This is a genomic window from Verrucomicrobiia bacterium, from assembly GCA_019634625.1.
Classification (GTDB): Bacteria; Verrucomicrobiota; Verrucomicrobiia; order Limisphaerales; family CAIMTB01; genus CAIMTB01.
Genome location: JAHCBA010000006.1, coordinates 37449 through 61672, shown reverse-complemented (window position 1 = coordinate 61672; position 24224 = coordinate 37449). Strand labels below are relative to the sequence as shown.

Annotated in this window: 24 protein-coding genes; 22 read left to right on the top strand and 2 right to left on the bottom strand. The window is 67.1% G+C overall.

Features of this window, described 5'->3' with window-relative positions:
• The first annotated feature begins 586 nt into the window (after nt 1–586).
• Nucleotides 587–892, top strand: a complete 306-nt coding sequence (locus KF833_05325; protein ID MBX3744710.1) for a hypothetical protein — start codon at nt 587–589, stop codon at nt 890–892.
• A 356-nt stretch (nt 893–1248) separates the two neighbouring features.
• The gene (locus KF833_05320) at nt 1249–2022 is read left to right on the top strand and encodes a DUF1559 domain-containing protein (GenBank protein ID MBX3744709.1); all 774 of its coding nucleotides are present in this window, start codon (nt 1249–1251) and stop codon (nt 2020–2022) included.
• Between the two features lie 138 nt (nt 2023–2160).
• Here KF833_05320 and KF833_05315 read toward each other — a convergent pair whose 3' ends face one another.
• Both KF833_05315 and KF833_05310 read right to left on the bottom strand, forming a co-directional pair.
• On the bottom strand, nt 2161–3423 hold the full coding sequence (locus KF833_05315; GenBank protein MBX3744708.1) for an MFS transporter: 1263 nt from the start codon (nt 3421–3423) through the stop codon (nt 2161–2163).
• 189 nt (nt 3424–3612) lie between these two features.
• Nucleotides 3613–4176, bottom strand: coding sequence for a sigma-70 family RNA polymerase sigma factor (locus tag KF833_05310; GenBank protein MBX3744707.1), 564 nt, complete (start codon nt 4174–4176; stop codon nt 3613–3615).
• A 473-nt stretch (nt 4177–4649) separates the two neighbouring features.
• On the opposite strand from KF833_05310, the gene typA reads away from it, so the two are divergent.
• The 20 genes from typA to KF833_05210 all read left to right on the top strand — a co-directional run bounded on the left by typA (nt 4650) and on the right by KF833_05210 (nt 24163).
• Nucleotides 4650–6485, top strand: coding sequence for a translational GTPase TypA (typA, locus tag KF833_05305; protein MBX3744706.1), 1836 nt, complete (start codon nt 4650–4652; stop codon nt 6483–6485).
• Nucleotides 6482–6922, top strand: a complete 441-nt coding sequence (locus tag KF833_05300) for a hypothetical protein (protein ID MBX3744705.1) — start codon at nt 6482–6484, stop codon at nt 6920–6922. Before typA ends, KF833_05300 begins: the two co-directional genes overlap by 4 nt.
• A gap of 196 nt (nt 6923–7118) precedes the next feature.
• On the top strand, nt 7119–8105 hold the full coding sequence (locus tag KF833_05295) for a phosphate/phosphite/phosphonate ABC transporter substrate-binding protein (GenBank protein ID MBX3744704.1): 987 nt from the start codon (nt 7119–7121) through the stop codon (nt 8103–8105).
• 14 nt (nt 8106–8119) lie between these two features.
• Nucleotides 8120–8824: an ATP-binding cassette domain-containing protein gene (locus tag KF833_05290; protein MBX3744703.1), complete on the top strand. Its 705-nt coding sequence runs from the start codon at nt 8120–8122 to the stop codon at nt 8822–8824.
• Entirely contained in the window at nt 8821–9687 is an 867-nt protein-coding gene (gene phnE, locus KF833_05285; protein MBX3744702.1) for a phosphonate ABC transporter, permease protein PhnE, read from the top strand. Before KF833_05290 ends, phnE begins: the two co-directional genes overlap by 4 nt.
• A gap of 180 nt (nt 9688–9867) precedes the next feature.
• The gene (locus KF833_05280; GenBank protein ID MBX3744701.1) at nt 9868–10392 is read left to right on the top strand and encodes a sigma-70 family RNA polymerase sigma factor; all 525 of its coding nucleotides are present in this window, start codon (nt 9868–9870) and stop codon (nt 10390–10392) included.
• A 17-nt stretch (nt 10393–10409) separates the two neighbouring features.
• Nucleotides 10410–10640: a hypothetical protein gene (locus KF833_05275; protein ID MBX3744700.1), complete on the top strand. Its 231-nt coding sequence runs from the start codon at nt 10410–10412 to the stop codon at nt 10638–10640.
• 75 nt (nt 10641–10715) lie between these two features.
• Nucleotides 10716–11363 (top strand): rhomboid family intramembrane serine protease, encoded by a 648-nt coding sequence (locus tag KF833_05270; protein ID MBX3744699.1) that lies wholly within the window; start codon nt 10716–10718, stop codon nt 11361–11363.
• A gap of 98 nt (nt 11364–11461) precedes the next feature.
• Nucleotides 11462–12349, top strand: a complete 888-nt coding sequence (locus KF833_05265; protein ID MBX3744698.1) for a radical SAM protein — start codon at nt 11462–11464, stop codon at nt 12347–12349.
• A 101-nt stretch (nt 12350–12450) separates the two neighbouring features.
• Nucleotides 12451–12591, top strand: coding sequence for a hypothetical protein (locus KF833_05260; GenBank protein MBX3744697.1), 141 nt, complete (start codon nt 12451–12453; stop codon nt 12589–12591).
• Entirely contained in the window at nt 12588–14141 is a 1554-nt protein-coding gene (locus KF833_05255) for an AAA family ATPase (GenBank protein ID MBX3744696.1), read from the top strand. The genes KF833_05260 and KF833_05255 overlap by 4 nt, the downstream gene beginning before the upstream one ends.
• A gap of 155 nt (nt 14142–14296) precedes the next feature.
• Nucleotides 14297–14767, top strand: a complete 471-nt coding sequence (locus KF833_05250) for a DUF1257 domain-containing protein (protein ID MBX3744695.1) — start codon at nt 14297–14299, stop codon at nt 14765–14767.
• A 48-nt stretch (nt 14768–14815) separates the two neighbouring features.
• Complete coding sequence (locus tag KF833_05245) at nt 14816–15016, top strand: DUF2997 domain-containing protein (protein MBX3744694.1); 201 nt, start codon at nt 14816–14818, stop codon at nt 15014–15016.
• Between the two features lie 31 nt (nt 15017–15047).
• The gene (locus KF833_05240; GenBank protein MBX3744693.1) at nt 15048–15548 is read left to right on the top strand and encodes a hypothetical protein; all 501 of its coding nucleotides are present in this window, start codon (nt 15048–15050) and stop codon (nt 15546–15548) included.
• Nucleotides 15549–15581: 33 nt separating this feature from the next.
• Nucleotides 15582–16460, top strand: coding sequence for a hypothetical protein (locus tag KF833_05235; protein ID MBX3744692.1), 879 nt, complete (start codon nt 15582–15584; stop codon nt 16458–16460).
• Nucleotides 16457–17233 carry a tetratricopeptide repeat protein gene (locus tag KF833_05230; protein MBX3744691.1) on the top strand — a complete coding sequence of 259 codons (777 nt, stop codon included), beginning with the start codon at nt 16457–16459 and terminating at the stop codon, nt 17231–17233. Before KF833_05235 ends, KF833_05230 begins: the two co-directional genes overlap by 4 nt.
• Nucleotides 17230–18294 carry a PilT/PilU family type 4a pilus ATPase gene (locus tag KF833_05225; GenBank protein ID MBX3744690.1) on the top strand — a complete coding sequence of 355 codons (1065 nt, stop codon included), beginning with the start codon at nt 17230–17232 and terminating at the stop codon, nt 18292–18294. The genes KF833_05230 and KF833_05225 overlap by 4 nt, the downstream gene beginning before the upstream one ends.
• Before the next feature lie 294 nt (nt 18295–18588).
• Nucleotides 18589–21174 carry an ankyrin repeat domain-containing protein gene (locus tag KF833_05220; GenBank protein ID MBX3744689.1) on the top strand — a complete coding sequence of 862 codons (2586 nt, stop codon included), beginning with the start codon at nt 18589–18591 and terminating at the stop codon, nt 21172–21174.
• Nucleotides 21175–21302: 128 nt separating this feature from the next.
• Nucleotides 21303–23468 carry a HAMP domain-containing histidine kinase gene (locus tag KF833_05215; protein ID MBX3744688.1) on the top strand — a complete coding sequence of 722 codons (2166 nt, stop codon included), beginning with the start codon at nt 21303–21305 and terminating at the stop codon, nt 23466–23468.
• On the top strand, nt 23465–24163 hold the full coding sequence (locus KF833_05210; protein ID MBX3744687.1) for a response regulator transcription factor: 699 nt from the start codon (nt 23465–23467) through the stop codon (nt 24161–24163). The genes KF833_05215 and KF833_05210 overlap by 4 nt, the downstream gene beginning before the upstream one ends.
• Nucleotides 24164–24224: the final 61 nt, after the last annotated feature.

The window sequence follows — 24224 nt, the reverse complement described above, 5'->3', positions numbered from 1 at the left end:
GCGTTCCGCCGTGCGCTGATTCTGCAGGCGCAGGCCGAACTGCTGAATCCTTATCCGCGTCCCCGCGGCTTTGTTTTCAAGGCCAGGAGCCGCGAGGAATACGAACGGTGGCGCCTGGCACAGAGCAACCCACGACTCTGGTAGGGTGCATGGCCCCTGCCACGTTTGCGTGTCGCCGTCATCGCTCTCTCCGATAGGCAGTCCGCCCCGCTTTCTCCATGCCCGGCCTCCTTGGTTCGCCAACAACGGAACTCGCCCATCCCGGGTCTCCTCACCCGTCTCCCATGAACTGAGATGCGCCCGCTCGCCAGCATGGATGCATGGATGGGCTTTTCGGATGGGCTTTTCGTTTGACAGCTGGACCGAGGTTCAATACAGAGGCAGCGATCTTCGACTCCAGTTCGAAAGTTGCCGGCATCCTGCCAGCCTGGTGGACACAGCTCTGGTGGCACGCGGAACGCGGCACCTTTCCAGCGCCGTATGTTCTCGCCGACACAGAACTTGATGCGAGTTCGTCCCTGCATCCCCTTCTCCGCAGCTTCACGTGCAGCCGAAGGCGGAGAACGCGGTAGCCTCCCCCGCCGACATGATCGCCTTCACCGAAATCGTGGCGTGGCGCATGACGTCGTCGGACAACAGCAGTTGGGTCATCGATTACCCGCGTCCGGTGAGGGACCGGCAGTTCGATCTCCAGAACTCGGGAAACAGCCGGTTTGGCGACGCCATGTACGCGCATCGCACCGGGCTCAACCAGGTCTTTGGCGACGGCCACGTGGAATTTCGCAAGCGACAGGATTTCGAGAGCGACTCGGATCGAAATCGGCGCCGCTGGCTGGCTGACAATCAGCCCCACCGCGAACTCAGGACCCGAAAGCCCGGCCTGCCGCCATGAGGATCCGGGCGTTTGACCCGTTCAAGCGGCGCTGAACCCGACGCGAAGAAGAATTTCCGTGCATCCCGGACTTGTGGGGAAGGTGCGAACTCCGCGAAGCGGCGCTTCGGAGGGCCGGGTTCCACGAGGCCCCAAGGGTGTGGAGCGCTGGGTTGTGGAGTCGCGGAGCTCGTCCCTCCGATTCGCTGCCTCCTCACCCACAACTCCGGGATGCACCGGAAGCATTTGGGGTCACATCGTTGACTTTGACAATTGCCATGACGCCTCCTCCTGCAAAGGGCCCATTTGCCAGATTCAAAGATGTGACCCGCGGTGCAGGCGTTTGGTCTGGCTTTACACTGGTCGAGTTGCTTGTCGTGATGGCCATTGTCGCCATTCTGGTCAGTCTGCTCCTGCCGGTCATATCCAAGGTCAAGTTCCAGGCGAACCTGATGACCTGCCGGAACAACCTGCGCCAGATCGGACTGGCCGCCCAGGTCTATGTCACCACCCACGAGGCCTATCCTCCAATGACCAGCCTGGGGACGGGAGATCAACCGGTGCTGCCGTGGTCCCGGCTTCTCGATCTCGCCGAACCCTACGGCGGCCATCCTCCCGGCCAGCGCAACAGCGTATTCCGGTGCCCGTTCTATCGAGGGGTGCAGGCCCAGGACCCGACGGCGCGGGTGTATCTCGCGCAGTATGCCTACAACGTGTGGGGCGTGGGGATGTGGTATCACCGCCTTGGCCTTGGCGGTTACATGACCAACGTCGCGGTTGCCGGATTCCCGATGGCTCCGCTCATCACGGTCGAACCGACCCGTGAGTCGGCCGTTCTTGCGCCGAGCGACATGATAGGCTTCGGCGATGCCTTCAACCGGTCGCCGGACCCGAGATCCGACGGCGCCGCCAGCATCGGCGAAACCTTTGGACCCAAGGTCATGAACCACGGTGCTTTGATCTCCACAGTCCCCTACAAGGAGCAGGTCTCCTTTCGAAATCACCGCGGCCGATTCAACCGGTGGTTCAGCGACGGCCACCTGGAGACCGAGGACCTCAACCGCCCATTCCGTGGCACCGATGACCAGCTGAGGCGCTGGAACGTGGATCACCAACCGCACGGCGATCTCTGGAGAAGCTTCGTCTGGTGAACGCGGCGCGGGCCGGCATGAGTCTCACATCCAGTGGGACTGATCAACAGCCGGGCATTTCTCGTTGCGGCGGATCCGGCTTCTCCCGGGCCGGCATGTCCGGGGATGGGCTTCGAGATGCACGGTCTCAATCGGTTCTCAATGGGATGCGGACCCACCGGAACCCGGTCGTGCGGCACGGGATCGCATCCAGAGGATGGCGAGAAAGCCGAGTCCGAGGACGCCGCTCACCGCCCAGGCGGCGGCCGTGGGGCTTCCCGGTCGAAGCCACTGCGCCATGGCGCCCACCAGCGGGCCCCCGAGGATCCCGGCGCCGATCGCCGCCTCATGGATGCCGCCGTGGTCGCCTTTGGTGTCCCCCACATCCATCGAATAGAAGAGCGACGAGTAGTAGATGAGACCCAGCGCGACGCCGAACACCGTCTGGGCGATCCCCACCACGAGGAGCGCCTGGCCGCGGGTCAGTCCCGTCCAGCCCGCCCCCAGAAAGATGAAGAGGAAGCCGCCGATCAAGCCCACGAAGGCGAGAAAGAGCCAGCGGAACCGGTAGTGCCACCCGTTCCACATCCACAGCCCCACAAAGGTCAGCGTGCGGCTGAACAGCCAGATCGAGCAGAAGAACCCGGCCGTCCGCGGTGTCAGTTCCAGACTCCCGGCCAGGGTGGGAATCAATGGAATGGCCGTGGCGATGGCGATGTAGGCGCACGGGTTGGCCAGCCACGACATCAGCAGGAACGCCTTCGGCGGCACCGCACTGCGCCGACGTTCCTCGGGGGAGGCCACCGACCCGTGGATGGCCGGACCGTGCCCTCCCTTCGCCCCTGGTTGCGATGCCAGCCAGGTCGCCAGACCCCACTGCGCCGCGATCATCAGCGCCGGCACCAGGAAGATCTGGTTGCGGCCCCCCAGAAGTTCCATCAGCGCCCCGCCGGTGAAATAGGCGAGCGCGCCCGCCCCGGACCACACCAGGTTGTAGATCCCGATCAGGCGTTGGAGGCGATGACCCGGTTCGCCCTCGCTCACGATGGCCTCGAGATTGGGCCAGGTGAAACAGATGGCCACCGTGGCCCCCAGCATCAGCGCCGCCTGAAGGACGATCTCCAGGGTCCGTCCGGGCTCTGCCAGGTTCACCAGCCAGCCGGTGAAAAAGCACAGGGACATCCCGGCGAACCCGAGCTGCATCGCCTTCAGGTAGCCCCGGCGTTGTCCGAACCGCCCGCCCTGCCACGACGCCACCACGTACACCGCTCCGTGCGCGATCGCCCAGGTCAGGTTCTCCCGGCTTCCGAACCCGAAGTGCTCCTTCAGGAAGAAGAAGACATAAAAAAAATAGTAGGTGGTCGAGATCGAGTTCAGCCCCTCGAGAACGAATGCACCGGTCTTGACGCGGGAGGAATACATGGGGACGCGACGCGATAAAAAAGGGCGAAGGGGAGCGGGTGCGCCATGGCACCGACGGGCGGCGACTGTGCGGATGCCGGGTGCCGGGGTCAAATCCCGCGTGGCCGCCGGGATTTCGGAATCCTGGGCGGCGCATCCTCCGGTGGTGGAGGTGCCAGGTGGAGCATTCAGATCCGGAAGCGGGCGGGGTCAGGCGCCCGAACGGGTCCCCAACTCGGTCCGCAGCCAAAGGCGCGCATAGGTCCACAACCGTTCGGCGGACCGCAGCGGCAACGCCAGGGAATCGGCCGCCTCCTGCATGGTCATGCCCACGAAGTATCGGAGCTTCACCAGTTCGGCGGCCTGGGAATCCTCCTCCTGGAGACGGTCGAGGGCCTCGTGAACGGCGAGAAGTTCATCGGGCGCGACGTTCAGTGCGAACCGGGATTCCTCGAACTCGACCTTCTCGGCACCAGCACCCCGCTTCCGCGCCAGTTTCCGCCGTGCATGGTCCACGAGGATCCGGCGCATGGCTTCGGCGGCCGCGGTGAAGAAGTGAGCCCGATTGGACCAACCCTCAGCCGGCCCTCCGGCCAGGCGCAGCCAGGCCTCATGCACGAGCGCCGTGGCCTGCAAGGTGTGACCGGGCAGTTCCCCGGCCATCCGATGCGCCGCCAGCCGGCGGAGTTCCTCGTACACCAGCGGGAGCAACCGGCCTTCCGCCCCTTCCTCCCCGTGACGGATCGCCTCCAGCATGCGGGTGACATCGTTCATGGTTCGGGCACGCGACGGATTGGGGGCCGGCGGGACCCGGACGCCGTCCGCCTTTCCGCACCCACTGGGTACGCGGCCTCCGCCCTCGCCGCCAGCCCGGAGTCGTCGATGCTGCCGAAAATGGATTGTGGACCCGCGGAGCTCGTCCCTCCGAAAGGTGAAGCGGGGGTGTGAACTCGGAGGGCCGAGTTCCACGACGCCGCAAGGGAGGGGTGCCATGGACTGCGGACTCGCAGAGCTCGTCCCTCCGATTCACGGCCTCCTCAACCAGAACTCGGAGATGCACCGGACACGACAGCTCCCTCGAAGCGGCACTTGCGGGGCGCGCGGGTCCTGATAGGGTCCGCGGCCCGGTGGAGGCCGAGGTCATTCCTTCCTGGAGCGCCAGGGATGGCCATTGCCGTCCCGATCTCCGAAGGAGCCACGTTTCCCCGGGGACAGCCGGTACGCCCGGCCGCACATCCCGTTTCCGCATGCAACACATCCGCAACATCGCGATCATCGCCCACGTCGATCACGGCAAGACCACCCTGGTGGACTGTCTCCTGAAGCAGTCCGGCACCTTCCGGGCCAACGAGGCCAAGGCGACCGAGGAACGCATCATGGATTCGATGGACCTCGAACGGGAGAAGGGCATCACCATCCGGGCCAAGAACGCGGCCTTCAAATACAAGAATTTCCACATCAACATCGTGGACACCCCGGGCCACGCCGACTTCGGCGGCGAGGTCGAGCGCATCATGAACATGATCGATGGCGTCCTGCTGGTCGTGGACGCCGCCGAGGGACCCCAGGCCCAGACCCGCTTCGTCCTTCGCAAGGCCCTCGAGGCCGGCGCCAAACCCATCGTGGTCATCAACAAGATCGACCGCGACAACGCCAACCCGAAGAAGGTGCTCGACCAGGTCTTCGAGCTGTTCATCTCCCTCAACGCCACCGACGAGCAGCTCGATTTCCCCTTCGTGTACTGCTCCGCCAAGAACGGCTACGCCAAGGCCGAACTCGACCATGTGAGCGGCACCATGGAACCGCTGTTCGAGTCCATCACCCGCCACATCCCCCCGCCCCGGGCCCGGGCCGGCGACGGTTTCCAGATCCTCGTCGCCAATCTCGACTACTCCGATTATCTCGGCCGTATCGCCTTCGGAAAGATTGTCGAAGGCAAGGTGCACGTCGGCATGCCGGCAAGCTGCCTCCACGGCGACGGCCGCGTGACCCCGGGCAAGGTCACCATGATCTACCATTTCGAGGGCCTGAAACGCATCGAGATCCAGGAGGCCCACGCCGGCGACATCGTCGGCATCGCCGGGTTCGAGGACGTCTTCATCGGTGAAACCCTCGCCGACAAACCGGAACGCGGCGCCCTTCCCTACATCCCCATCGATCCCCCCACCATCCAGATGGAGTTCGCCGTCAATGACGGCCCCCTCGCCGGCACCGACGGCAAACTCGTCACCGCCCGCCACATCTGGGAGCGCCTGGTCAAGGAGACCCGCACCAACGTCGCCCTGCGCATCGCCCAGACCGATGATCCCAAGATCTTCGCCGTCTCCGGCCGCGGCGAGATGCAGATCGCCATCCTCGTCGAGCAGATGCGCCGCGAAGGCTACGAAGTGCTGGTGTCGCGTCCCGAGGTCCTCTGGCAGAAGGGCCCGAGCGGGGAACCGCTCGAACCCATCGAGAAACTCTTCGTCGAGGTCCCCAACGAAAGCCTGGGCGCCATCATGGAGAACCTCTCCTTCCGCAAGGCCCAGATCACCAACATGACCCACGTGTCGAATCACGTGTCCATCGAGGCCCTCATCCCCATGCGCGGCCTGATCGGCTTCGAGACGGACCTGGTCAATCTGACCCGCGGCCACGGCGTGATGAGTCATCTCTTCCACGAATACGGCTCCGACCGCGGCGAGATTGCCGCCCGCAAGAACGGATCCCTGGTCTCGATGGATTCCGGCGAGGCCACCGCCTACGCCCTCAACATGATCCAGGAACGCGGACGCCTGATGGTCGAGCCCGGCGAGGCCGTGTACGTCGGGATGATCGTGGGCGAAAACGCCCGCGAGAACGACATCCCGGTCAATCCGGTGAAGGAGAAGAAGCTCACCAACATGCGCTCCCAGGGCGACGGCAAGGGCATCCAGCTCAACGCCCCCTTCAAGCTCAGCCTCGAACGCGCCCTCGAATACATCGACGTGGATGAATACGTCGAGGCCACCCCCCACCACCTCCGCCTTCGCAAGAAGGTCCTCGACGAGAACCAGCGCAGGAAGGCCGAGAAGGAACGCCTGGTGAAGTTCGTACAAGCATGACCCATCCCCTCAGTCCTGCACTGATCCGGCGCGCCACCCTGCTCGCCATCAATCTCCTGTTCCTCATGGTCTGGGGCTTCGCCGGCATCGGCAAGCTCCTGGGCGGCATGCCTGCATGGTTCCCGGAGAAATTCGGCGGCACCTTTCTTGCCTCGTTCCCAGGCCTGCCCGCCCTGTTCTGGCTCCTCGTCGCCGGCGAACTCCTTGCCCTCGGACTCGCCCTGGCCGCCCTCGTCACCGGCGAGTTCCTCGCCAGCCGCACACCCCGCTTCCTATCCGCAGCCCTCGCCTGGAGCCTCTTCGTCTTCGTCCAGCTCGGCTTCGGACAATGGCTGACCGGCGAATTCAACGGGGCTTTTCAGCAGTTCGTCTATTTCGCCGGCACCCTCGTCGCTCTCCAGACCGTCCTCCGCAGCCCCGATTCCCTCCGGGCGTGACCGTGGTTCAAGCCCGGCCCGGGCGACGCGGGACCGGGCCGGGGCAGGCACCCGGCACCCTCCATTCGTGGGGTGGCATGGCCCCGTGCACGACGAACCGTTGCCTCGCGCCATCCCGTCACGGTGGCAATCCAGCGGCAGGATTTCGCAACGCACCGGCAGCGCTTTCCCAGGTCGTCCGCCAAGCCTTTCCGCCATGATGCGTCGTTCGTTGGCCCGCCTCGCAACGGTGGAAGGCCATTTGCCGGCCTCCCGCCACCCCGGCCGCCCCAGTCTCCCCGGGCCCGCCCTCCCGCTTTCGCTGGCCCTTGCCTCCGCCTGCGCCGTCGCCGCCTTCAGCCCGGCCACCCCCGACACCCATGCCGCTGAAACCTTCTCCAAGGCCCGGGCCATCGTGGCCCTGAAACCCGACAAGGACCCCGACGCCATGATCGAGGAACGGCGCGCAACCGCCACCTTCCTCGCCACGGCCCTGGGAAAGCCCGTGGACGTCGTCGTCCCCCTCTCCGGCGCCGTCATCAATGAAGGCCTGGCCAACGGAACCATCGACGTGGCCTTCGTCAGCGCCACCGACCTGGTCAACGCCCGCCGCAGCCGGTCGGGCAACCTCCTCCTCGCGGTCGAGATCGCGGGCAGGACGACCTACGAAAGTTACTGGGTCTCCCTCCGGGAAAAGCCCTACCAGTCGGTCGAAGATCTCCGGGGACGACCGGTCGCCTTCGCCTCCCGCACCAGCACCTCCGGGTTCGTCGTGCCCCTGTACGATCTGTACCAGCGCGGCCTCGTTTCCGCCCGCGGCCGACCGGAGGAGTTCTTCGGCGCCGGCAACGTCTCCTTCGGCACCGGTTACGTCTCGGCCATCGAACGTGTCCTCCGCGGCGAGGCCGAAGCCGCCGCCGTGAGCTACTACGTCCTCGATGAAGACAAACACCTCACCGCCGACCAGCGGCAGCGCCTGAAAAAGGTCTGCTCCCAGGGCCCCGTCCCCACCCATGTCCTCGCCGTGAGCCACCGCGTCTCCGAACCGGACCGGCAGGCCCTCAAGCGGGCCTTTCTGCGCTTCAACGAGCCCGCCGGCACCGCCCTCCGCGACCGCCTCTTCGTCGCCCGCCTGGTCGAGGTGGACGAGGAGGCCCACGTCGCCAGCCTCGATGCGGCCTTGAGATTGGCCCGCGGCGAATAGAATCTGTCCCGCTCATGACCGCGTCCGTCGTCCCCCACATCCTGGTCGAGGAACTCGGCTGCGGCCGGGGCGGACGGCGCCTGTTCGACGGTCTCAGCCTGAACGTTCCCCGCGGGCGGTTCATTGCAGTCCTCGGTCCCTCGGGGATTGGCAAATCGAGCCTCCTCGCCTGCCTTCTCGGCCTGCTCACACCCTGCCGCGGGCGGATCACCCTGCGCTGCCGGTTCAACTGCGAACATTCCCCCCGCACCTACCGGCATCGCACCGGGATGGTGTTCCAGGACTGGCGCCTCACGCCCACCGCCACGGTCGAGCGCAACGTCCTCTGCGGAGCCCTCGGCCGCCTCCCCTGGTGGCGCACCCTCGCCGGTTTCCCCGCCCGGGAATACGCCCGCGTCGGCCCCCTCCTCGATCGTCTTGGCCTGAACCACCTGCGCCACGCCTGTGCCGGCGAAATCTCCGGCGGGGAGCAACAGCGCGTCGCCCTCGCCCGGGCCCTCCTGCAGGAGCCCGAACTGATCCTGGCGGACGAACCGGTCTCCAATCTCGATGGCCGCCTGGCGGATGATGTCCTCGGACTCCTCCGCCAGGAGGTCGCGGTCGCCCAGCGAACCGTGGTGTGTGTGCTGCACGACCGCGCCCGGGCCGAACGCGCCGCGGACGGGTTGCTCACCCTGGACCCCGCGCGTCCCGACGGCTGGCGCTGGGAGGCCCGATGACGGCCCCCACCCAACCGCCCGGCGACCGGTCGTCCGCCGCCTCTCCACCCCGACTCACCGCCTGGCGTGTCACCCTCACGCTCTTCGCCCTCGCCGTCATTTTCTCCTGGCCGGCCATGCAGGGTTCGGGACGCGATCTCGATCACCTCGCCAACCTCCGGCGCTTCCTCTCCCAGTTCCTGCCGCCCGACTTCTCCGTCAGCGGCGTCGCCCTCGCCGCCCTGCTCGAAACCGCCCGCATCGCGGTCATGGCCACCTTCTGGGCCACCCTCATCGCCGTCCCCCTCGGTGCCGCCGCCGCCCGCAACGTCGCCCCCCGCTGGCTGGTCCGCCTGACCCGGCTCCTGCTCAACGGAGTCCGGTCCCTCCCCAGCCTGGTCTGGGCCCTCCTTGCCGTCGCCGTCGTCGGCGCCAATTCCCTCGCCGGCGTCATCGCCCTCACCGCCTACAGCCTGGGCTACCTCGGCAAGTTCTTCAGCGACGCCTTCGAGTCCGTGGACCGCGGCGTCCCCGAAGCCCTCCGCTGTGCCGGCGCCCATCCCATTCAGGCCTTCCAGTACGGACTCTGGCCCGAGGCCCGGCCCCTCATCCTCAGCCACATCCTCTGGATGATCGAATACAACATCCGCTCCGCCGCCATCATCGGGTACGTCGGCGCCGGCGGCATCGGACTCCACCTCCACGCCTACCAGGAATTCCAGCAATGGGACAAATTCGCGGCCGTCCTCTGCTGGATCCTTCTCATCGTCATCCTCCTCGACTTCGCCGGCGAACGGCTCCGCCACGAACTCACCCGCCGCTTCGCCTCCTCCCCCGGCAACAATCCCTCCGCCGCCCCCGCCCCCGCCCCCGCCGCCGCCTGATCCCCCGTGGCCATGGGGTCAGATCCGTACAAGCAACCCTTCCCGGTGAGATTGTAAAAGTAGTGATTTGACCCCATTGCTTCGCATCGCCTCGCGTGACACCCTCGGCCCGGCCCTGTCCAATTCCTGATGTCCGCCCTTGCGAGCGTGAGCCCGCCCTCCCCCCCACCGGCCCCGCCCGTGGAACCGGCCACCCCCGGCTCCGACGCTTTCGCCGCGTTGTACCGGGCTCACTCCCAAGCCATCCACTACCTGGCCCTCCGCTACCTCGGCGACCCCGCCCGCGCCCAGGACGTCACCCATGACGTCTTTCTCAAGGCGTGGCGTCACCTCGGCCAGTTTCGCCACGAAGCCGCCTGGCGCACCTGGCTCTATCGCATCGCCATCAATCATTGTCGCAATCTCGCCGCCAGTTGGGCCGCCCGGAACCTGGTTCCCTCCTCGGATGAAACCCTCTGGAACGACGCCCCCGACCCGGGGGATTCCCCGCTCCGAATCCTCGAAGTCAAGGAACTCGGCGAACGGATTTCCCGGGCCATGGCCCGTCTCCCCGAGGAGTACCGGCTCCTGCTCCTCCTCATTGCGGACGAACGCCTCGCCTACGATCAGATCGCGGCCTTGACCCACCAATCCACGGACGCGGTCCGTGGAAAGCTGCATCGGGCCCGAAAAGCCTTCGCCATCGCCTTCGCCGCCACCGCCTAGCCCCGCCCGCCGGCCTTATGAAGCACGAATCCCGCCTCAATCCCTCTCACGAGGAAGACCTCGCCGCGTCGGCCCAAACCCACTCCGACGACCGCATCTTCCCCACGGCGGAGGACGCTCTCCGCGCCGATCGCAGCGTCACACCGCCCCCTCCGGAACTCGCCCGACGCCTGGCCGCTTCGCTCACCGCAGAACCTCCGCCCAAGCCGGCCTCGTGGTGGCGGCGCCTCCTCGGCCACGCGCCCTGATTCACCGCCCTCCATGGCCCGCCCGGAGAGTCGCAAGACACCTGCCCCTCGCCACGTAACCCATCCCCCCCTCCCGTGAAGGCATTCTGGCAATCCCTCCCGCCGGGCACCCGACTCCTCGCCAGCCTCCACGCCCTGGGGTTCGTCGCCCTGGCCCTGCTGCGCGCCCTCACCGGCCTGGACCTCGGCACCGCCCTGGCGCTCGATGCTTCCGCGCTGTCCGGCTTCCAGGTGTGGCGTCTCGTCACCTATTGCCTCGTGTCCGGCGACCCGCTCAACGCCTTCTTCGGCTCGCTGTTCATCCTCTTCCTCGGACCCGGCGTCGAGCGCGCCTGGTCCCCCGCCCGCATGATCATTCATTATCTGGCCTGCGGTGTGGCGTCCGGGGTGATCCTGGCCTGGATCCTTCGCCACGGCCCCGGCGGCATCCTCACGAATGCGGGCGCCCTGCTCGGACTTCTGGTCCCGTGGTTCCTCCTCAACCGGTTCCAGCGTTTCCACCTCTTCTTCGGCAGTGCCGAGGTTTCCGCGGCCACCGGAGCCCTGATCGCCGCCGCCTGCATCGTCGCGCCCTTCGCCTTGAGTTGCGGATGGCAGCTCACACCCGGAATTGCCGCCGCCGCCCCCGCGAGCTGGCTGATCCTCCTTGTCCAGACCACCCTCCACGACCGCCGCACCCGGACTGCCGCTCAACGTCCTCGCATGGGCCGGCTCGAACTCTAACCGTGTTTGCCGCCCATCCTTCCCCACGCTCCCTCCGGGCAGCCCGCGATGCCCAACCCGGGTCGCAAGAGCATCCCGACGCCACGGGAGACCGGGTGATGAACGCGCGTTCCGCACCGCCGCTCCCTCGCCATCGCGCCTCCCGGGCCGCGCTCGCCCGCCAGCGGGTTCCCCTCGCCTTCTCACTCCTCTCCGCCTGCTCCCTCTGTCTCCACCGATGCGGTGCCCCGCGCCTCGACGGACCCGGCGGCCGTTGTCATGCCGGTCCCGACGCCCGGTTCTTTGCCGCCCAAACCGACGTTTCCGACGAACTGGAACTTCTCCCCTCCTTCGCGGTCTCCCTCAGCGGATGCAATCTCCGCTGCGATTTCTGCATCACCGGCGGTCCCAGTTGGAACCCCCGGGCCGGATCGCCCCTCCCACTGCCCCGTCTCACCCGCCTCGCCCGCCAGGCCCTGGCCCGCGGGGCCCGCACGCTCATGATCCTTGGCGGCGAACCCACAATCCATCTTCCCGCCCTCCTTGAACTCATCGCCGCCCTCCCTGAGGACGCCCCGCTCGTCCTGAAAACCAATGCGGGCTTCACCGACCCGGTCCGTCCCCTGCTTGCGGGCCTCGTCGATGTCTGGCTTCCCGACTTCAAATTCGGCAACCCCGATTGCGCCCAACGCCTCGCCGCCATTCCCATCGCGGCCGACGCCTGGTCCGTCGTCACCTCGAATCTCCTCTGGATGGCGTCCGACGCAGCGGCCCGGGACTTGATCGTGCGCCATCTCCTGATGCCCGGTCATCTCACCTGCTGCTGGCAGCCCATCGCCCGGTGGCTCGCCTCGCATCTCCCCCACACCAAGGTCAGTCTTCGCTCCGGTTTCTGGCCCGCCTGGCAGGCCCATCGGCACGCCGAGCTCAGACAACCAGTGCCTCCGGACGAATGGAACGAGGCCCTCGCCATCGCCCATCAACACCAGCTCCGTCTTGTCCCATGAACGAAAGCGCCCCGGCTCCACCCGTTCCGCCAGGGGACCCAACAACGCCCCGTCGCCCGCACCCGGATTCCGTCCGCCCGGAAGGTTCCTCCACCGTTTTCTTGATCCTTCCCGACGGCACCGTCTATGCCCGCAATCTGACCCCGGAACTCGCCTGCATCCTTGCCGGACTCAACCCTGGCGACCCCGCCATGGCACTGCGGGCGCGCTCCGCCCTTTCCACCCGACCCGATGTCCCATGAGCTTCGCCACCGACCTCGAAATTCTCATCCGCGCCCGCTACCCCGTCCTCTATCTCGTCACCAGCGAGGAGGCACGCGTTCTGGAACTCGTCCATGACATCGCCAGGAAGCGCCAGAAGAAGGTTCTCGAATGGAGCTACAGCACCGGCGTCGTCACGGCCGGCACCTCGATTCAATCCCAGAAATCCCGCAACGCCCCGACCAAGGATCCCCTCAACGCGCTGGATCAGGTCATTGATCTCGTCGAACCCGCCATCTTCGTCTTCAAGGATTTCCACCCGTTCCTCACCCGGAACAACTTCGCCATCATCCGGCGCCTCAAGGAAATCGCCCTCCACCTGAAGAACTCCTACAAGACCATCCTCCTGGTCTCGCCGGTCCTCGAGATCCCCGCGGAACTGGACAAGGAAATCACCGTCCTCAACTTCCCCCTCCCCGCGCGGGAAGATCTCGGCGAACAACTCGACCGCATCGTCGCCGATGTCCGGGAGCACAAGCAGCTTCAGATCGACCTTCAAACCGAGGGCCGCGACCGCCTCCTCCAGGCCGCCCTGGGTCTCACCATGAGCGAAGCGGAAAACGTCTTCGCCAAGATCCTGATCAAGGATGGAGGCCTCTCCGGGGAAAGCGTCGATGAAGTCTTCGCCGAGAAGCAGCAGATCATCCGCAAGAGCGGTCTCCTGGAGTACTACCAGTCCCAGGAATCCTTCGCGAACGTCGGTGGCATGCCCATCCTGAAGGACTGGCTCACCAAGCGCGCCGTCGCCTTCACCGCCGAGGCCCACACCTTCGGCCTGCCCGCCCCCAAGGGGATTCTCATGCTCGGCGTCCAGGGCTGCGGCAAGAGCCTCTGCGCCAAGGCCGTTGCCCGCCAGTGGCGCCTTCCGCTCCTCCGCTTCGATATGGGCCGCATGTTCGGATCGCTGGTGGGTTCCTCCGAAGAGAATGTCCGCCGCGCCATCGCCGTCGCCGAATCCGTCGCCCCCACCATCCTCTGGGTCGATGAAATCGATAAGGCCTTCGCCGGTTCCCGCGGCTCCGGTTCCACCGACGGAGGCACCACGGCCCGCGTCTTCGGCACCTTCCTGACCTGGCTCTCCGAGAAATCCGCCCCCGTCTTTGTCGTCGCCACCGCCAACGACATCTCCGAACTGCCCCCCGAACTCCTTCGCAAGGGGCGCCTCGACGAGATCTTTTTCGTGGACCTCCCGTCCGAGTCCGAGCGCGCGGATATCTTCCGCATCCACCTGGCGAAACGGGGTCGCGACGATGCAGGCTTCGATCTCGACGCCCTGGTAAAAGCCAGCAAGGACTTCAGCGGCGCCGAAATCGAACAGGCGGTCATCAGCGCGCTCTTCGAAGCGTTCTACCGAAAGGTCGAACTCTCCACGGACCACCTCCTCAACGAACTCCGGCAGACGGTGCCCCTGTCCAAGACCATGTCCGAGCAACTCCTCCGTCTCCGCACCTGGGCCGAAGGCCGCGCCCGCAATGCCAGTGTCCCCCGCGGCGAGGACCCCGCCAGCCCCAGCCGCAAAATGGAGTTCTAACCCGGGGCGTGAGTCTCCCCCGTGTGTCCTGTCCAATTCAACGTGCTGCTTCCCGTCGCCATGCCCGGTCCCTTCGCCCTCCGCCCATCCCGGCATGGCCGGCCCGTGAACCCCGCCTCATCCCACGCCTTCCACAACCCCCTCCCTCCCACGCCATGAGCGCCGTCTGCATCCTCGCCCCCGTCGTCATCGCCGCCTGGCCCGCCTTCAGCGCCGCCGTCACCGCCGCCGGTGTCTCCCTCGGCTACCAGGTCACGGCGGAGGCGCGTGCCCTCGTCTCGCAAGGCGTCGAAGCCACCCGGCGTGTCGAACTCGAAATCGCCCAAAGCGAGATCGTCACCGGTTCCCTCGGCCGTGACCAGCGCCTCCGCCTCACCCGCGACGACGTCACGGTCGTCTTCTCGCGCGATTCCCGCGGCCGCGCCTCGGTCTGCGTCACCGGCGAGGGCCACACCGACGCCGAACTCCGCGCCCTGGGCGAGGAACTGTCCCAGCGCGTCGTCCAGCAGTACGTTTACCAGCGTTTGATGGATGAAATGCGCTCCCGCGGCTACAACGTCGTCGAGGAACAGGTCGATGAGAACCAGGCCATCCGCCTCAAGGTCCGTCACTGGGAAGGCAATTGAGCCGTCGCGTGTCCCGGGTTCCTCCCATCCCCACCTCCCCACCTCCCCATGCCCCAGCGCGAATACGACATCACCATCGGCCCGGACGGTTCCGTCGAGATCCATGTCCAGGGGCACAAAGGCAGGAGCTGCCTCGACGCCATCAAGGTCTTCCAGGAGATTGTCGGCGAATTGAAGGAGCAGCGTCTCACCAGCGAATTCTACGAACCCGGAGGACAGGTCCGCTACAACCTCGACCAGCACCACTGACCCCGCCGATTCCACCCGCGCCATGCCGCGAATGACCCCACCCGACGCACCGTACTACCCGCCGCGCGCGGGAAAGGTCTGGGTGGGACGGCGCGCCAGGGTCGCAGTGCGTGCGGAACGCACCGCCCTGGCGGCCCTGGCAGGGCTGCGCGGACTCCTCGTGGTCCTCGTCCCGGGCCTGCCCTTCTGGGTCCGCGGCCAGCGCCTTCCGGGACTCGCCTGCCTCGCCATCTGGATGCTTGCCCTGCACCGGTTCCTGATCCTTCGAGACCAGGGCGGTGGCGAGGCGACGGTGCTTCGCATTCGCATTCCCTTTTCAGGGTTCGATGCCGTGCAGTTCGATTCCTCCTATCTCTGGTTCGGCCTCGCGGCCGGCCTGCACATCCTCAGTGCCTCCGAATTCCTGCGCCCCGTGGCGCAACGCAAGCTCCGGGATGCCCAACCCCGAACCCGCCTGATCGCCACGGCGGGCGTCGGACTGGGCGTCGGCCTGGTCCTCTACCTCGTCCTCTACGCGCCGTGGATCCTTTGATCGAGGGACCCCTTCACCCACGTCATCCGGCGCATGCGCGACTCCCATTCCCGCTTCTACCCGCCCCGCGCACCCTGGTACGCGCCCGCCCGGGAAGCCGGACACGCCGTCCTCAGCGCCACGCGCGTCCGCCGCATTCCCACCCCCGGACAGATGGGCGCGGGCCGGTTGCTCCTCGGTCTCGGGGTGCCCGGGTACGCCTTTGTCGTCCACGGCCGCCCCGCGATCGGCTGGACCCTCACCGCCGCATTCCCGGCCCTGTTGCTATTGGGTCTGGCCTTCCTCGGCGGGACCGCAGGAAATGTCATTCTCGGACTCGCCATCTCGCTTCATCCCATCAGCGTGGTGCATCTCCTGAGTCCCTGGCTCCGTGAACTCCCCATTCACTACCGGATTCTCGGGGCCCTGGCGGTGGTCCTCGGGCTCCTCGTGTTCATCTGGCTGCCCGTCCAGGAACTGACGCATCGCACCCTCTTCGCCCCCATTGTCACCGATCAGGGATTCGTCGTCGTGCGCCCGACCCGCAATCCGGGCGCCGTCCTGCGGGGCACCTGGATCGTCCACCAGACCACCACCCACGCCGGCGGGGGGGTGATCGTGCGTGCCGGCACCAGCATCGCTCCCGCGCTCGCCCTCCCTGGAGATACCATCACCTTCTCGGCGTCCGCGGTCCGGGTCGGCACCGTCGCCCACCCCCGCCAGGACGGCATGCCCACCGAAGGCTCATGGACGGTTCCCCCGGATCACTGGTTCGTCTGGCCGCGTCTTCAAGTGACCGTGAACACCGCCGGCATCGACGACACGACGATTCGGGAGATCGCACTCCGTCACGCGTTGATTCCGCATGAGAACCTCCGCGGCGTGGCCTTCCACCGCTGGTTTCACCGGCCGCAGATCCTCACGACACCATGAGCCGCTTCCGCAACCTCGAGTTTGAAGGCCAGGACGACGACGCTTCCCTCACGCCTCAGGAGACCGTCAAGGACGAGGCGTACTATCTGGAGGAAGCCCGGCGCGCCTTCGAGACGGCCGATTTCGAGCTGGGCCTCCGCCTCTACGCCCGTGCTCTCGAGGAAAACCCCAGGAGCCCCGCCGCCTGGACCGGGCAGGTCCGTATGCTCATCGAACTGGGGGAATTCCGGGAGGCGAAGGCCTGGGCCGACAAAGCCCTCGAGGTCCACCCCAACCACGCTGAACTCCTCGCCGCCAAGGCCGTGGCCCTCGGCCGCCTCGGGGACCTCGATGAGGCGCTCGCCCTCTCCGATGCCGCCTTCGAGGAACGCGGTCATTCCCCGTTCGTCTGGCTCGCCCGGGCCGACGTGCTCCTCGCCCGCAGGGAACATCGGGCGGAATACTGTCTGGACCAGGCCATCGGCCTGGCTCCGCGTGACTGGTTCGTCACCTGGCTCGCGGCCCGGGTCCGCATCTTCCACGCCCAGTTCGCCCAGGCCCTCCAGCTCCTGCGGCAGTCCCTCGAATGGGATTCCACCCGGTTCATCCTCTGGCTCCAACGGGGCGAATGCGAACTGGCCCTCGGCTACGCCGACAGCGCACGCCGCTCCTTCGAGCAGGCTCTCCAGATCAATCCGCTGTGCAGCCAGGCTCACAACGGCCGACACAAGGCACAATCCACCGGCCTCGGCCGACGCTTCGCCGGCTGGTGGCGCCGGCTCTTTTCCCGATGACCCATCCCAAGCTCGATCGACTCCTCCAGGGCGCCGCCGACTGCGAAGCCTCGGATCTCCACCTCGTCGTCGGAGTTCCCCCCGCCTACCGCGTCAATGGCGAGATCATCCTGGCCGACGCCGACGCTCTCACCGGCGGGGACCTGACCGAGATGACGGACAGTCTCCTCAACGAGCACCAACGCAGGAAATTCGATCACGACTGGGAACTTTGCGTCTCCATCCGCCACGAGATCGCAGGCCGCATCCGGGCCACGTTCTACCGCCACAACGGCCTGCCCGAAATGAGCCTGCGCTTCTGCGGGGAACACATCCCTTCCCGCGAGTTCCTCGGATTACCGGCCAAACTCGACGAACTCGCCCTCAAACCCAACGGCCTCATCCTCATCACCGGCGCCACCGGTGCCGGCAAGACCACAACGCTCAATTACCTCGTCGATCTCATCAACACCGAGCGCCGCTGCAAAATCGTCACCATCGAGGACCCCGTCGAATTCGTTCACCCCAACAAGAAAGCCATCGTCGTCCAGCAGGAGGTCCTCACCGATGTCCGATCATTCAATCGCGCCTTCCTCCACGTCCTGCGCCAGGACCCTGACGTCATCGTCGTCGGTGAGATCCGCGACCACGAAGCTGTCGCGACCGCCCTCACCGCGGCCGAGACCGGACACCTCGTCCTTGCCACCCTCCACTCCCCCAGCGTCGCCCACGCCCTCGAACGCATCATCGGCGTCTTCGAGGGCTCCATGCAGAAACAGATCATCCTCCAGCTTGCCAACTCCCTCCAGGGGATCATCGCCCAGGATCTGCTTCCCGCCGTTGACCGCAACCGCCGCGTCCTGGCCTACGAACTCCTCCTCGCCAACGGCGCCGTCCGCAATCTCATCCGCGAAAGCCACCTTCACCAGCTCGACAATGTCATCCAGATGAGCCGCAAGGACGGCATGGTGCTGATGGACAACTGCCTTCACGATCTCTACCTGAAGTGCCTCATCACCTACGACGTCGCCTCCACCCGGGCCCGGCATCCCGAAAGCCTTTCCCGCCATCGCGGCTCCTGACCCGCCGCGAAGACCGGTATGCGGAACCCGTGGTCACGCTCGATGCCGATCTCGCGGTCGCAGGCGCCCCCGGGCGTCGAGGCGGCCATGCGGGCCGCGGGGTTCGAGGTGGAAGCGCATCCCCATTCGATCAACGCCCGCCTTCAGGAAGCCGCCTGCGGATTCCGGTCACGGTGAGCGACCCCTACAGTGCCGTCCCGTCGCGGGCGGGCGAGGCTGAGGTCTCAAGGGGTTCGCAGTGCGATTTTACAATTCCCTGACAATTGGCGGGGCGGCGGGCGATACAGAGGGTGCGTGAAGACGCCATCCCTTGTTCCCCTGCTGGTCCTGGTCGGGTCCCTGAGTGCGCCGTGGTGGACCGTCCGCGCCGCCGAGTCCATCGAACGGGCCTTCGAAGCCGCGCTGCTGGCGGAGGAGGGGCGGCGCGATCTGACCGGGGCGATTCGCGGGTACGAATCGGTGGTGGCGCAGGTCGATACGCAGCGGGCGCTGGCGGCGACGGCGGTGTTCCGGTTGGGGGAATGCTACCGGAAGCTGGGCCGAACCAACGACGCGGTGATCCAGTATCAGCGCCTGCTGCGCGATTACGCGGGCGAGACGGTGCTGGTCCAGTTGAGTACCGAAAACCTGGCGGCCCTGGGGCAACCTGTGGCCAGGGACCCGGTCACCGGCATCCCCGACGCCAGTGTCGATGCCCGTGCCATCCGCCTGCTCGAACGTCGTCTGGCGCGGCTGGACACGCTGCCTTCCAATAGTCCCGAGCTCCTGATCCTGATCCGCGACTGGTTTCCCGACAGCCTGCTGGAACAACTGGAATCCGAACGGTCCGCCCTGGCGCGCCGGCTTGCCGACCTCGAAGTGCAGTTGGCTCCCCAGCATCCCGATCGCGTCCGTGCCGACGCCACCTGGCGCCGCATCGAGGCGCAGATGGCCGAACGGGTGGAGGGTTTGATCCGGGCCCAGCGGGCGCATCTGGAGATCCTGCAGGCGGCGGCGGGGGATGGGGGAACCGTCGGGGTCGCCACGGCGGGTACTGGGCCATCCCAAGAGGAGCGGGCCGAGATTGCGCGGTTGCGGGCGTTGTTTGATCGCAGTCCGGATCGCCTGAACACGCCCGATGCCAACGGGCGCCTGCCATTGGTCGCCGCCGCGGCGGCAGGGCAGCTCGCCGTGGTCCGGGCCCTGCTGGAGTGGGGCGCCCGGGTGAATGCGGCCGGGCCGATTCCAGGCGTTGTCCTTCTGGGAGAACCGCGAGAGACAGAAACGGCACTGCATGCGGCGGCCCGAGAGGGTCACAAGGCCATTGTGGAGGTCCTGCTGGATGCGGGGGCGGATCCCAATGCCCGCGGTAGCGGTGGCCTGACCCCGCTGGCGCTGGCGATCCGGAAGCAATACCACGCGGTGGCCGAAACCCTGCTGGCCCGGGGCGCCGATCCGGGACGTGAACCGGACAGGATCTCCCTGCGCGTGGCCGTGCAGAACGGAGCGACGAACTGGATCGAACGTCTGCTGCGACCGGAATCCGGGGCGGATGAAATGCCGCCGGACGCTTCCGCAGCAGCCGGCCTTGTTCGGGTTGCACTGGAAGCGAACAGCAAGGAGTCGGTGCGGACCCTGGTGCGGATGGGGGTGACGCCAAGCGGCGAAGACCTTGCTTTCGCGTTGTTTCCGTCGGAGGTGGCAAGGGGCATGTCTCGGCCAGCAGTCGCCGTGGATCCGGCCTGGTTCGAGGAACTCCTGAATGCCACGCCCCGAGAGGTTCTGACTCCGGAGCTTCTGGAACCGATGCTCGGGAGGGTTGTGTCAGAGAACAATTTCAAATCGGTGCCGGAACTTATCCCGATTCTGGTTCGAGCCGGGGCGTCCCCGACTGCGAACGTCCGGAAGAACACGGCCGAATGGGAGCTCCGTCCCGTCCTTCACCTTGCGGTGAGCCATGCCATGCACGCTGGCAGAATCGACCCTGTCCGCATGCTGCTTGATGCTGGGGCGGATCCGAATGGGTTCGACATGAGTCGGCAGACCGCCCTGGGTCTGATCTTGGAAGCGCGTCAACCAAGTCAGCGAACCGATCCGTCAGCGACTCATCTGGTTGCCCTCGAAGATCTCCTTCGGGCCGCGGGGGCGCGGGAGGACGTGTGGCGCCGGCAGTTCATCGCCGTGGGCCGGGGTGAACGGTTGGAGCGTCGTTTCTTCCGCACGCGCGAGGACCAGCAGGCCCCGACCCTGGGCGACCTGCTGGCCATGGCTTATCGCATCGTGGAAGGCCGATTTCCGCTCGATCTGCTTGGCTGGCCCGCACTCGACCGAATCCGCATCCACCGCCTGAACGCGGATGGGTCCGGTCTGACCGTCGTTCCCGTGGCACCCGACTGGTTCGAGCAGGAGGCTTGCTCATGGAATCTGGCGCTCGAATGGGGCGACGGGATCGAGATACCCGAAATGCTGACCCGACCGGCGGACGCCCGTTGGGGAGGATTGCCGTTGACGTGTGAGGACGCGCTTCAGCGTTGCACCCAACGCCGGGTAACGCTTCAGACCGGGAGCGGCTCCCACGAGGTCTTGCTCGGTATGGCTCCTGTCTATGCGGGCGGTGCTCGATTCGATCCAGACGGAACTGTGATCTCCACCCGACATGGTGGCGTTCCTCGACCTGTCGTTCGCAAGTTTCCCGCACGTGGAGAGTTGTGGTCCAATCACCTCTACGCAGCCGTTCGACACTCCGGACATCTCCTGGCTTCCTCGGATCTCACCCGGGTCCGGGTGGAACGTCCCTCCACCGGGGAGGCATGGACCCTTGATCTCGAGGACGACCCGGCCGAGGGCGAGTTCTGGCTCGTTGACGGCGACCGGATCGAAGTGCCGACGAAGATCCCTTGAATCCGATCCCCTTCCGGAGTGACGAACTCGGCGAGTCCGCAATCCCATGCACCCCTCTTCCGCGCACCGCCTCACGTCGGCGCCTACAGGGGGGTCTTTGGAAAATGTCGTGATTTGACCCCCTTGCCATGATCCCTGACCCGGCAGCCCAACCTCCCCGTCATTACGCGGTTCTGGCAGCGGCGTTGATGCTGCCGGCCCTGGCGCTGGCGGCGATGACCGCGTGGACGACAGCGCTGGATCGGAAGGCGTCGATGGCGGAGACGACGATGTTCGCCCGCAACTTTTCCGAGGCGGCCGTGGGCGCGGTGATGCAGGGGCTGGGCGAGGACGCGGAAGAGGGAGGAGGGCCGTTGCGGTTGGCGATGAAGCTCGATGGAACCCTGCTCTGGCCGGCCCGGGGACCCTGGCCGCCGCAACCGGACCCGGCGGAGGCGACGATGTCCGGGGCCTGGAGGGAAGATTGGGATCGGGCGCGGAGGGCGTTGGAGGGCGGCGACGCGCTGACGGCGGTGGCGCTGCTCGATGCGTTGATCGAGGAACGGTCGGAGGTGGAGGAGTTACAGGCAGACCTCGGGGCGCAGGCCCGGTTGGCGGTGTTGCGGGGGCAGGCGTTGGGTGCGGCCGGCGAGGCGGCCCGGGCAGTCGAGGCGTGGCGGACCGCGTTCCAGTGGGCGACTCCCGGGATGACCACGTCCGCCGGGGTGGCCATCCGGGATCTGGCGTTGCACGGCATTCTGGATGGGGTGGCAGGGCAGGCGGACCGGTGGCCGGCCGCGTGGCGCGAGATCGGGGAGACGGGCTGGATCGAGGCCCTGGCAGGGCAGCCTTCCACGCCGTTGACGGAGGCCGCGCTGGACCGGGTGCGTGCGTTGCTGCCGGGATTGGCGGCGGGTGGAACCAGCCGGACCGCGGCGGCGCGACTCGAGGTTTCCCTGCGACGCCGGGATCTGGCCCGCCAGGCCCACGCGGCATGGCGGGCGGCGGTCGGGGAGATGGGGACTTCGGGGCGAGGGTCGGGTCGCGAGTGGCCGGAGGTGCTGCGGTTTGAACTCGACGACGTGCCGTGGCTGGCCGTGGCACGTTCCACGGACCGGGACGGGAACGACAGGGAGGTCCGTGAGTACGGATTGCATCGATGGGAGGGGTTGGTGGAGGGCGCGCGGGGGATGATCCGGCTGCTGGATCCGGCGGGCCATTTCAAGTGGGCACTGCGGGTGGGGACGGAGACAGGGCTGCGATGGACGCATGAGGAACCGGCGGGCTGGTTCACGGACGAGGCGGCGCGATTCGCGGAAGCGGCGGCGCGCGGTGGGCTGATGGAGGCGGTCCTTTCGGCGGCCGAAGCCGGGGGCGGACGCGGTCTGGCGGAGCGACGACTGCAGGGGGGCGCGACGGTGACCGTGGCCATGGCGTTGGTGGACCCGGCGTCGTACCACGCCGGGATGCGGCGCCGGGGACGGTTGCTGACGGCGGTGGTCATTGCGGCGTGCGGTCTGACCGCGGCGGCGGCGTGGACGTTGTGGCGTTCGCTGGTGCGGCAGCACCGGTTGGGCGTGCGGAAGTCGAACTTCGTCGCCGCCGTGTCCCACGAACTGCGCGCGCCGCTGGCCAGCGTGCGGCTCCTGGTGGACAACCTCGAACACGACCGGATTCCCGAACCGGACCGGCGTCGGGAATGCCTCCGGTTGATCGGGCGCGAGTGCCGGCGGTTGGGCGTCCTGGTGGACAACGTGCTCGATCTGTCGCGGATCGACCGGGGCCGGCGGCGGTTGGAACCGGAGCCGACGGATGTGGCGGCACTGGTCGAGGACAGTGCGGAGTTCGCATCGATGGCGGGTGAGGAGCGCGGCGTGCGGGTGCAGGTGCTCCGGGCGCCCGGGGTGGAGTCCTTGACGGCGACGGTGGACGGGCGGGCCGTGCGTCAGGCACTGGCCAACGTGCTGGACAATGCCTTGAAGCACGCGCCCGCCGGCGGGGAGATCCGGATCCGGCTCGAACGGACACCGGGCGGGGACCGGTTCCGACTCGGGGTCGAGGACGATGGGCCCGGGATTCCGCCGGCGGACCGCGCCCGGGTGTTCGAACCGTTCCAACGGCTCGGGGGGGAACTGCGCCGCGAGACGCCGGGAATCGGCATCGGACTGACGATCGTCCGGCACCTGGTCGAGGCGCACGGGGGTCGTGTGTGGATCGAGGAGGCGCCTTCGACCGGCCGCGGAACGTGCTGTGTGATGGAATTGCCACTGGAACCGGACGGGCCATCGCGCCCCACGCCTCCCGCGACGTCATGAGCCGCATCCTGGTGATCGAGGACGAGTACCCCATGCGCCGCGCGCTGGAGGATCTGCTGTCGGCGGAGGGGCACCGGGTGCTGACGGCGGCGGACGGCGTGTCCGGCCTCAATGGGGCACGGTCCGAGCAGCCCGACCTGATCGTGCTGGATGTCATGCTGCCCGGGATCGACGGATTCGCGCTGGTGAAGGAACTGCGTCGGGTGGGACAGAGGATTCCGGTGTTGCTGCTGACGGCGAAGGGCGGGGTGCGGGACCGGGTCACCGGACTGGACGCCGGGGCGGACGATTACCTGGCGAAGCCGTTCAGCACGGAGGAACTGCTGGCGCGGGTGCGGGCGCTGTTGCGGCGGGCGGGACGGTCCGAGGTGCCGGTGGACCACTTGCGGCTGGGGGAACTCGAAGTGGATTTCCGGCGTCGCACGGCGCGGCGGGGAAGGAAGGCGGCGCACTTCACGACGAAGGAGTTCGAGATGCTGCGGCTGCTGGCCGAGGCCCGGGGCGGGGTGGTCTCGCGGGAACAATTCCTGGATCTGATCTGGGGCTACGGTTCGTTCCCGACCACGCGCACGGTGGACACGCACGTCGCGGCAATCCGCGCGAAGATCGAGCCCAACCCCGCGCGGCCGCGTCACCTGCTGACCGTGCACGGCGCGGGATACCGGTTGGTGGAGAGCGGTCCGGTGACGGGGTGACGGCTCGTTCCGGTTCGATTCCGAAAGCGATACCGACCCCGACCCCGATCGGAGAATCAAG

What these genes read in the sequence shown, in the direction of transcription:
- KF833_05265 (MBX3744698.1), top strand. Translation starts at nt 11,462, where the DNA reads ATGAACGCGCGTTCCGCACCGCCGCTCCCTCGCCATCGCGCCTCCCGG.
- phnE (MBX3744702.1), top strand. Translation starts at nt 8,821, where the DNA reads ATGACGGCCCCCACCCAACCGCCCGGCGACCGGTCGTCCGCCGCCTCT.
- KF833_05215 (MBX3744688.1), top strand. Translation starts at nt 21,303, where the DNA reads ATGATCCCTGACCCGGCAGCCCAACCTCCCCGTCATTACGCGGTTCTG.
- KF833_05290 (MBX3744703.1), top strand. Translation starts at nt 8,120, where the DNA reads ATGACCGCGTCCGTCGTCCCCCACATCCTGGTCGAGGAACTCGGCTGC.
- KF833_05235 (MBX3744692.1), top strand. Translation starts at nt 15,582, where the DNA reads ATGCGCGACTCCCATTCCCGCTTCTACCCGCCCCGCGCACCCTGGTAC.
- KF833_05300 (MBX3744705.1), top strand. Translation starts at nt 6,482, where the DNA reads ATGACCCATCCCCTCAGTCCTGCACTGATCCGGCGCGCCACCCTGCTC.
- KF833_05315 (MBX3744708.1), bottom strand. Translation starts at nt 3,423, where the DNA reads ATGTATTCCTCCCGCGTCAAGACCGGTGCATTCGTTCTCGAGGGGCTG.
- KF833_05230 (MBX3744691.1), top strand. Translation starts at nt 16,457, where the DNA reads ATGAGCCGCTTCCGCAACCTCGAGTTTGAAGGCCAGGACGACGACGCT.
- KF833_05255 (MBX3744696.1), top strand. Translation starts at nt 12,588, where the DNA reads ATGAGCTTCGCCACCGACCTCGAAATTCTCATCCGCGCCCGCTACCCC.
- KF833_05210 (MBX3744687.1), top strand. Translation starts at nt 23,465, where the DNA reads ATGAGCCGCATCCTGGTGATCGAGGACGAGTACCCCATGCGCCGCGCG.
- KF833_05225 (MBX3744690.1), top strand. Translation starts at nt 17,230, where the DNA reads ATGACCCATCCCAAGCTCGATCGACTCCTCCAGGGCGCCGCCGACTGC.
- KF833_05295 (MBX3744704.1), top strand. Translation starts at nt 7,119, where the DNA reads ATGATGCGTCGTTCGTTGGCCCGCCTCGCAACGGTGGAAGGCCATTTG.
- KF833_05250 (MBX3744695.1), top strand. Translation starts at nt 14,297, where the DNA reads ATGAGCGCCGTCTGCATCCTCGCCCCCGTCGTCATCGCCGCCTGGCCC.
- KF833_05240 (MBX3744693.1), top strand. Translation starts at nt 15,048, where the DNA reads ATGACCCCACCCGACGCACCGTACTACCCGCCGCGCGCGGGAAAGGTC.
- KF833_05310 (MBX3744707.1), bottom strand. Translation starts at nt 4,176, where the DNA reads ATGAACGATGTCACCCGCATGCTGGAGGCGATCCGTCACGGGGAGGAA.
- KF833_05325 (MBX3744710.1), top strand. Translation starts at nt 587, where the DNA reads ATGATCGCCTTCACCGAAATCGTGGCGTGGCGCATGACGTCGTCGGAC.
- KF833_05245 (MBX3744694.1), top strand. Translation starts at nt 14,816, where the DNA reads ATGCCCCAGCGCGAATACGACATCACCATCGGCCCGGACGGTTCCGTC.
- typA (MBX3744706.1), top strand. Translation starts at nt 4,650, where the DNA reads ATGCAACACATCCGCAACATCGCGATCATCGCCCACGTCGATCACGGC.
- KF833_05275 (MBX3744700.1), top strand. Translation starts at nt 10,410, where the DNA reads ATGAAGCACGAATCCCGCCTCAATCCCTCTCACGAGGAAGACCTCGCC.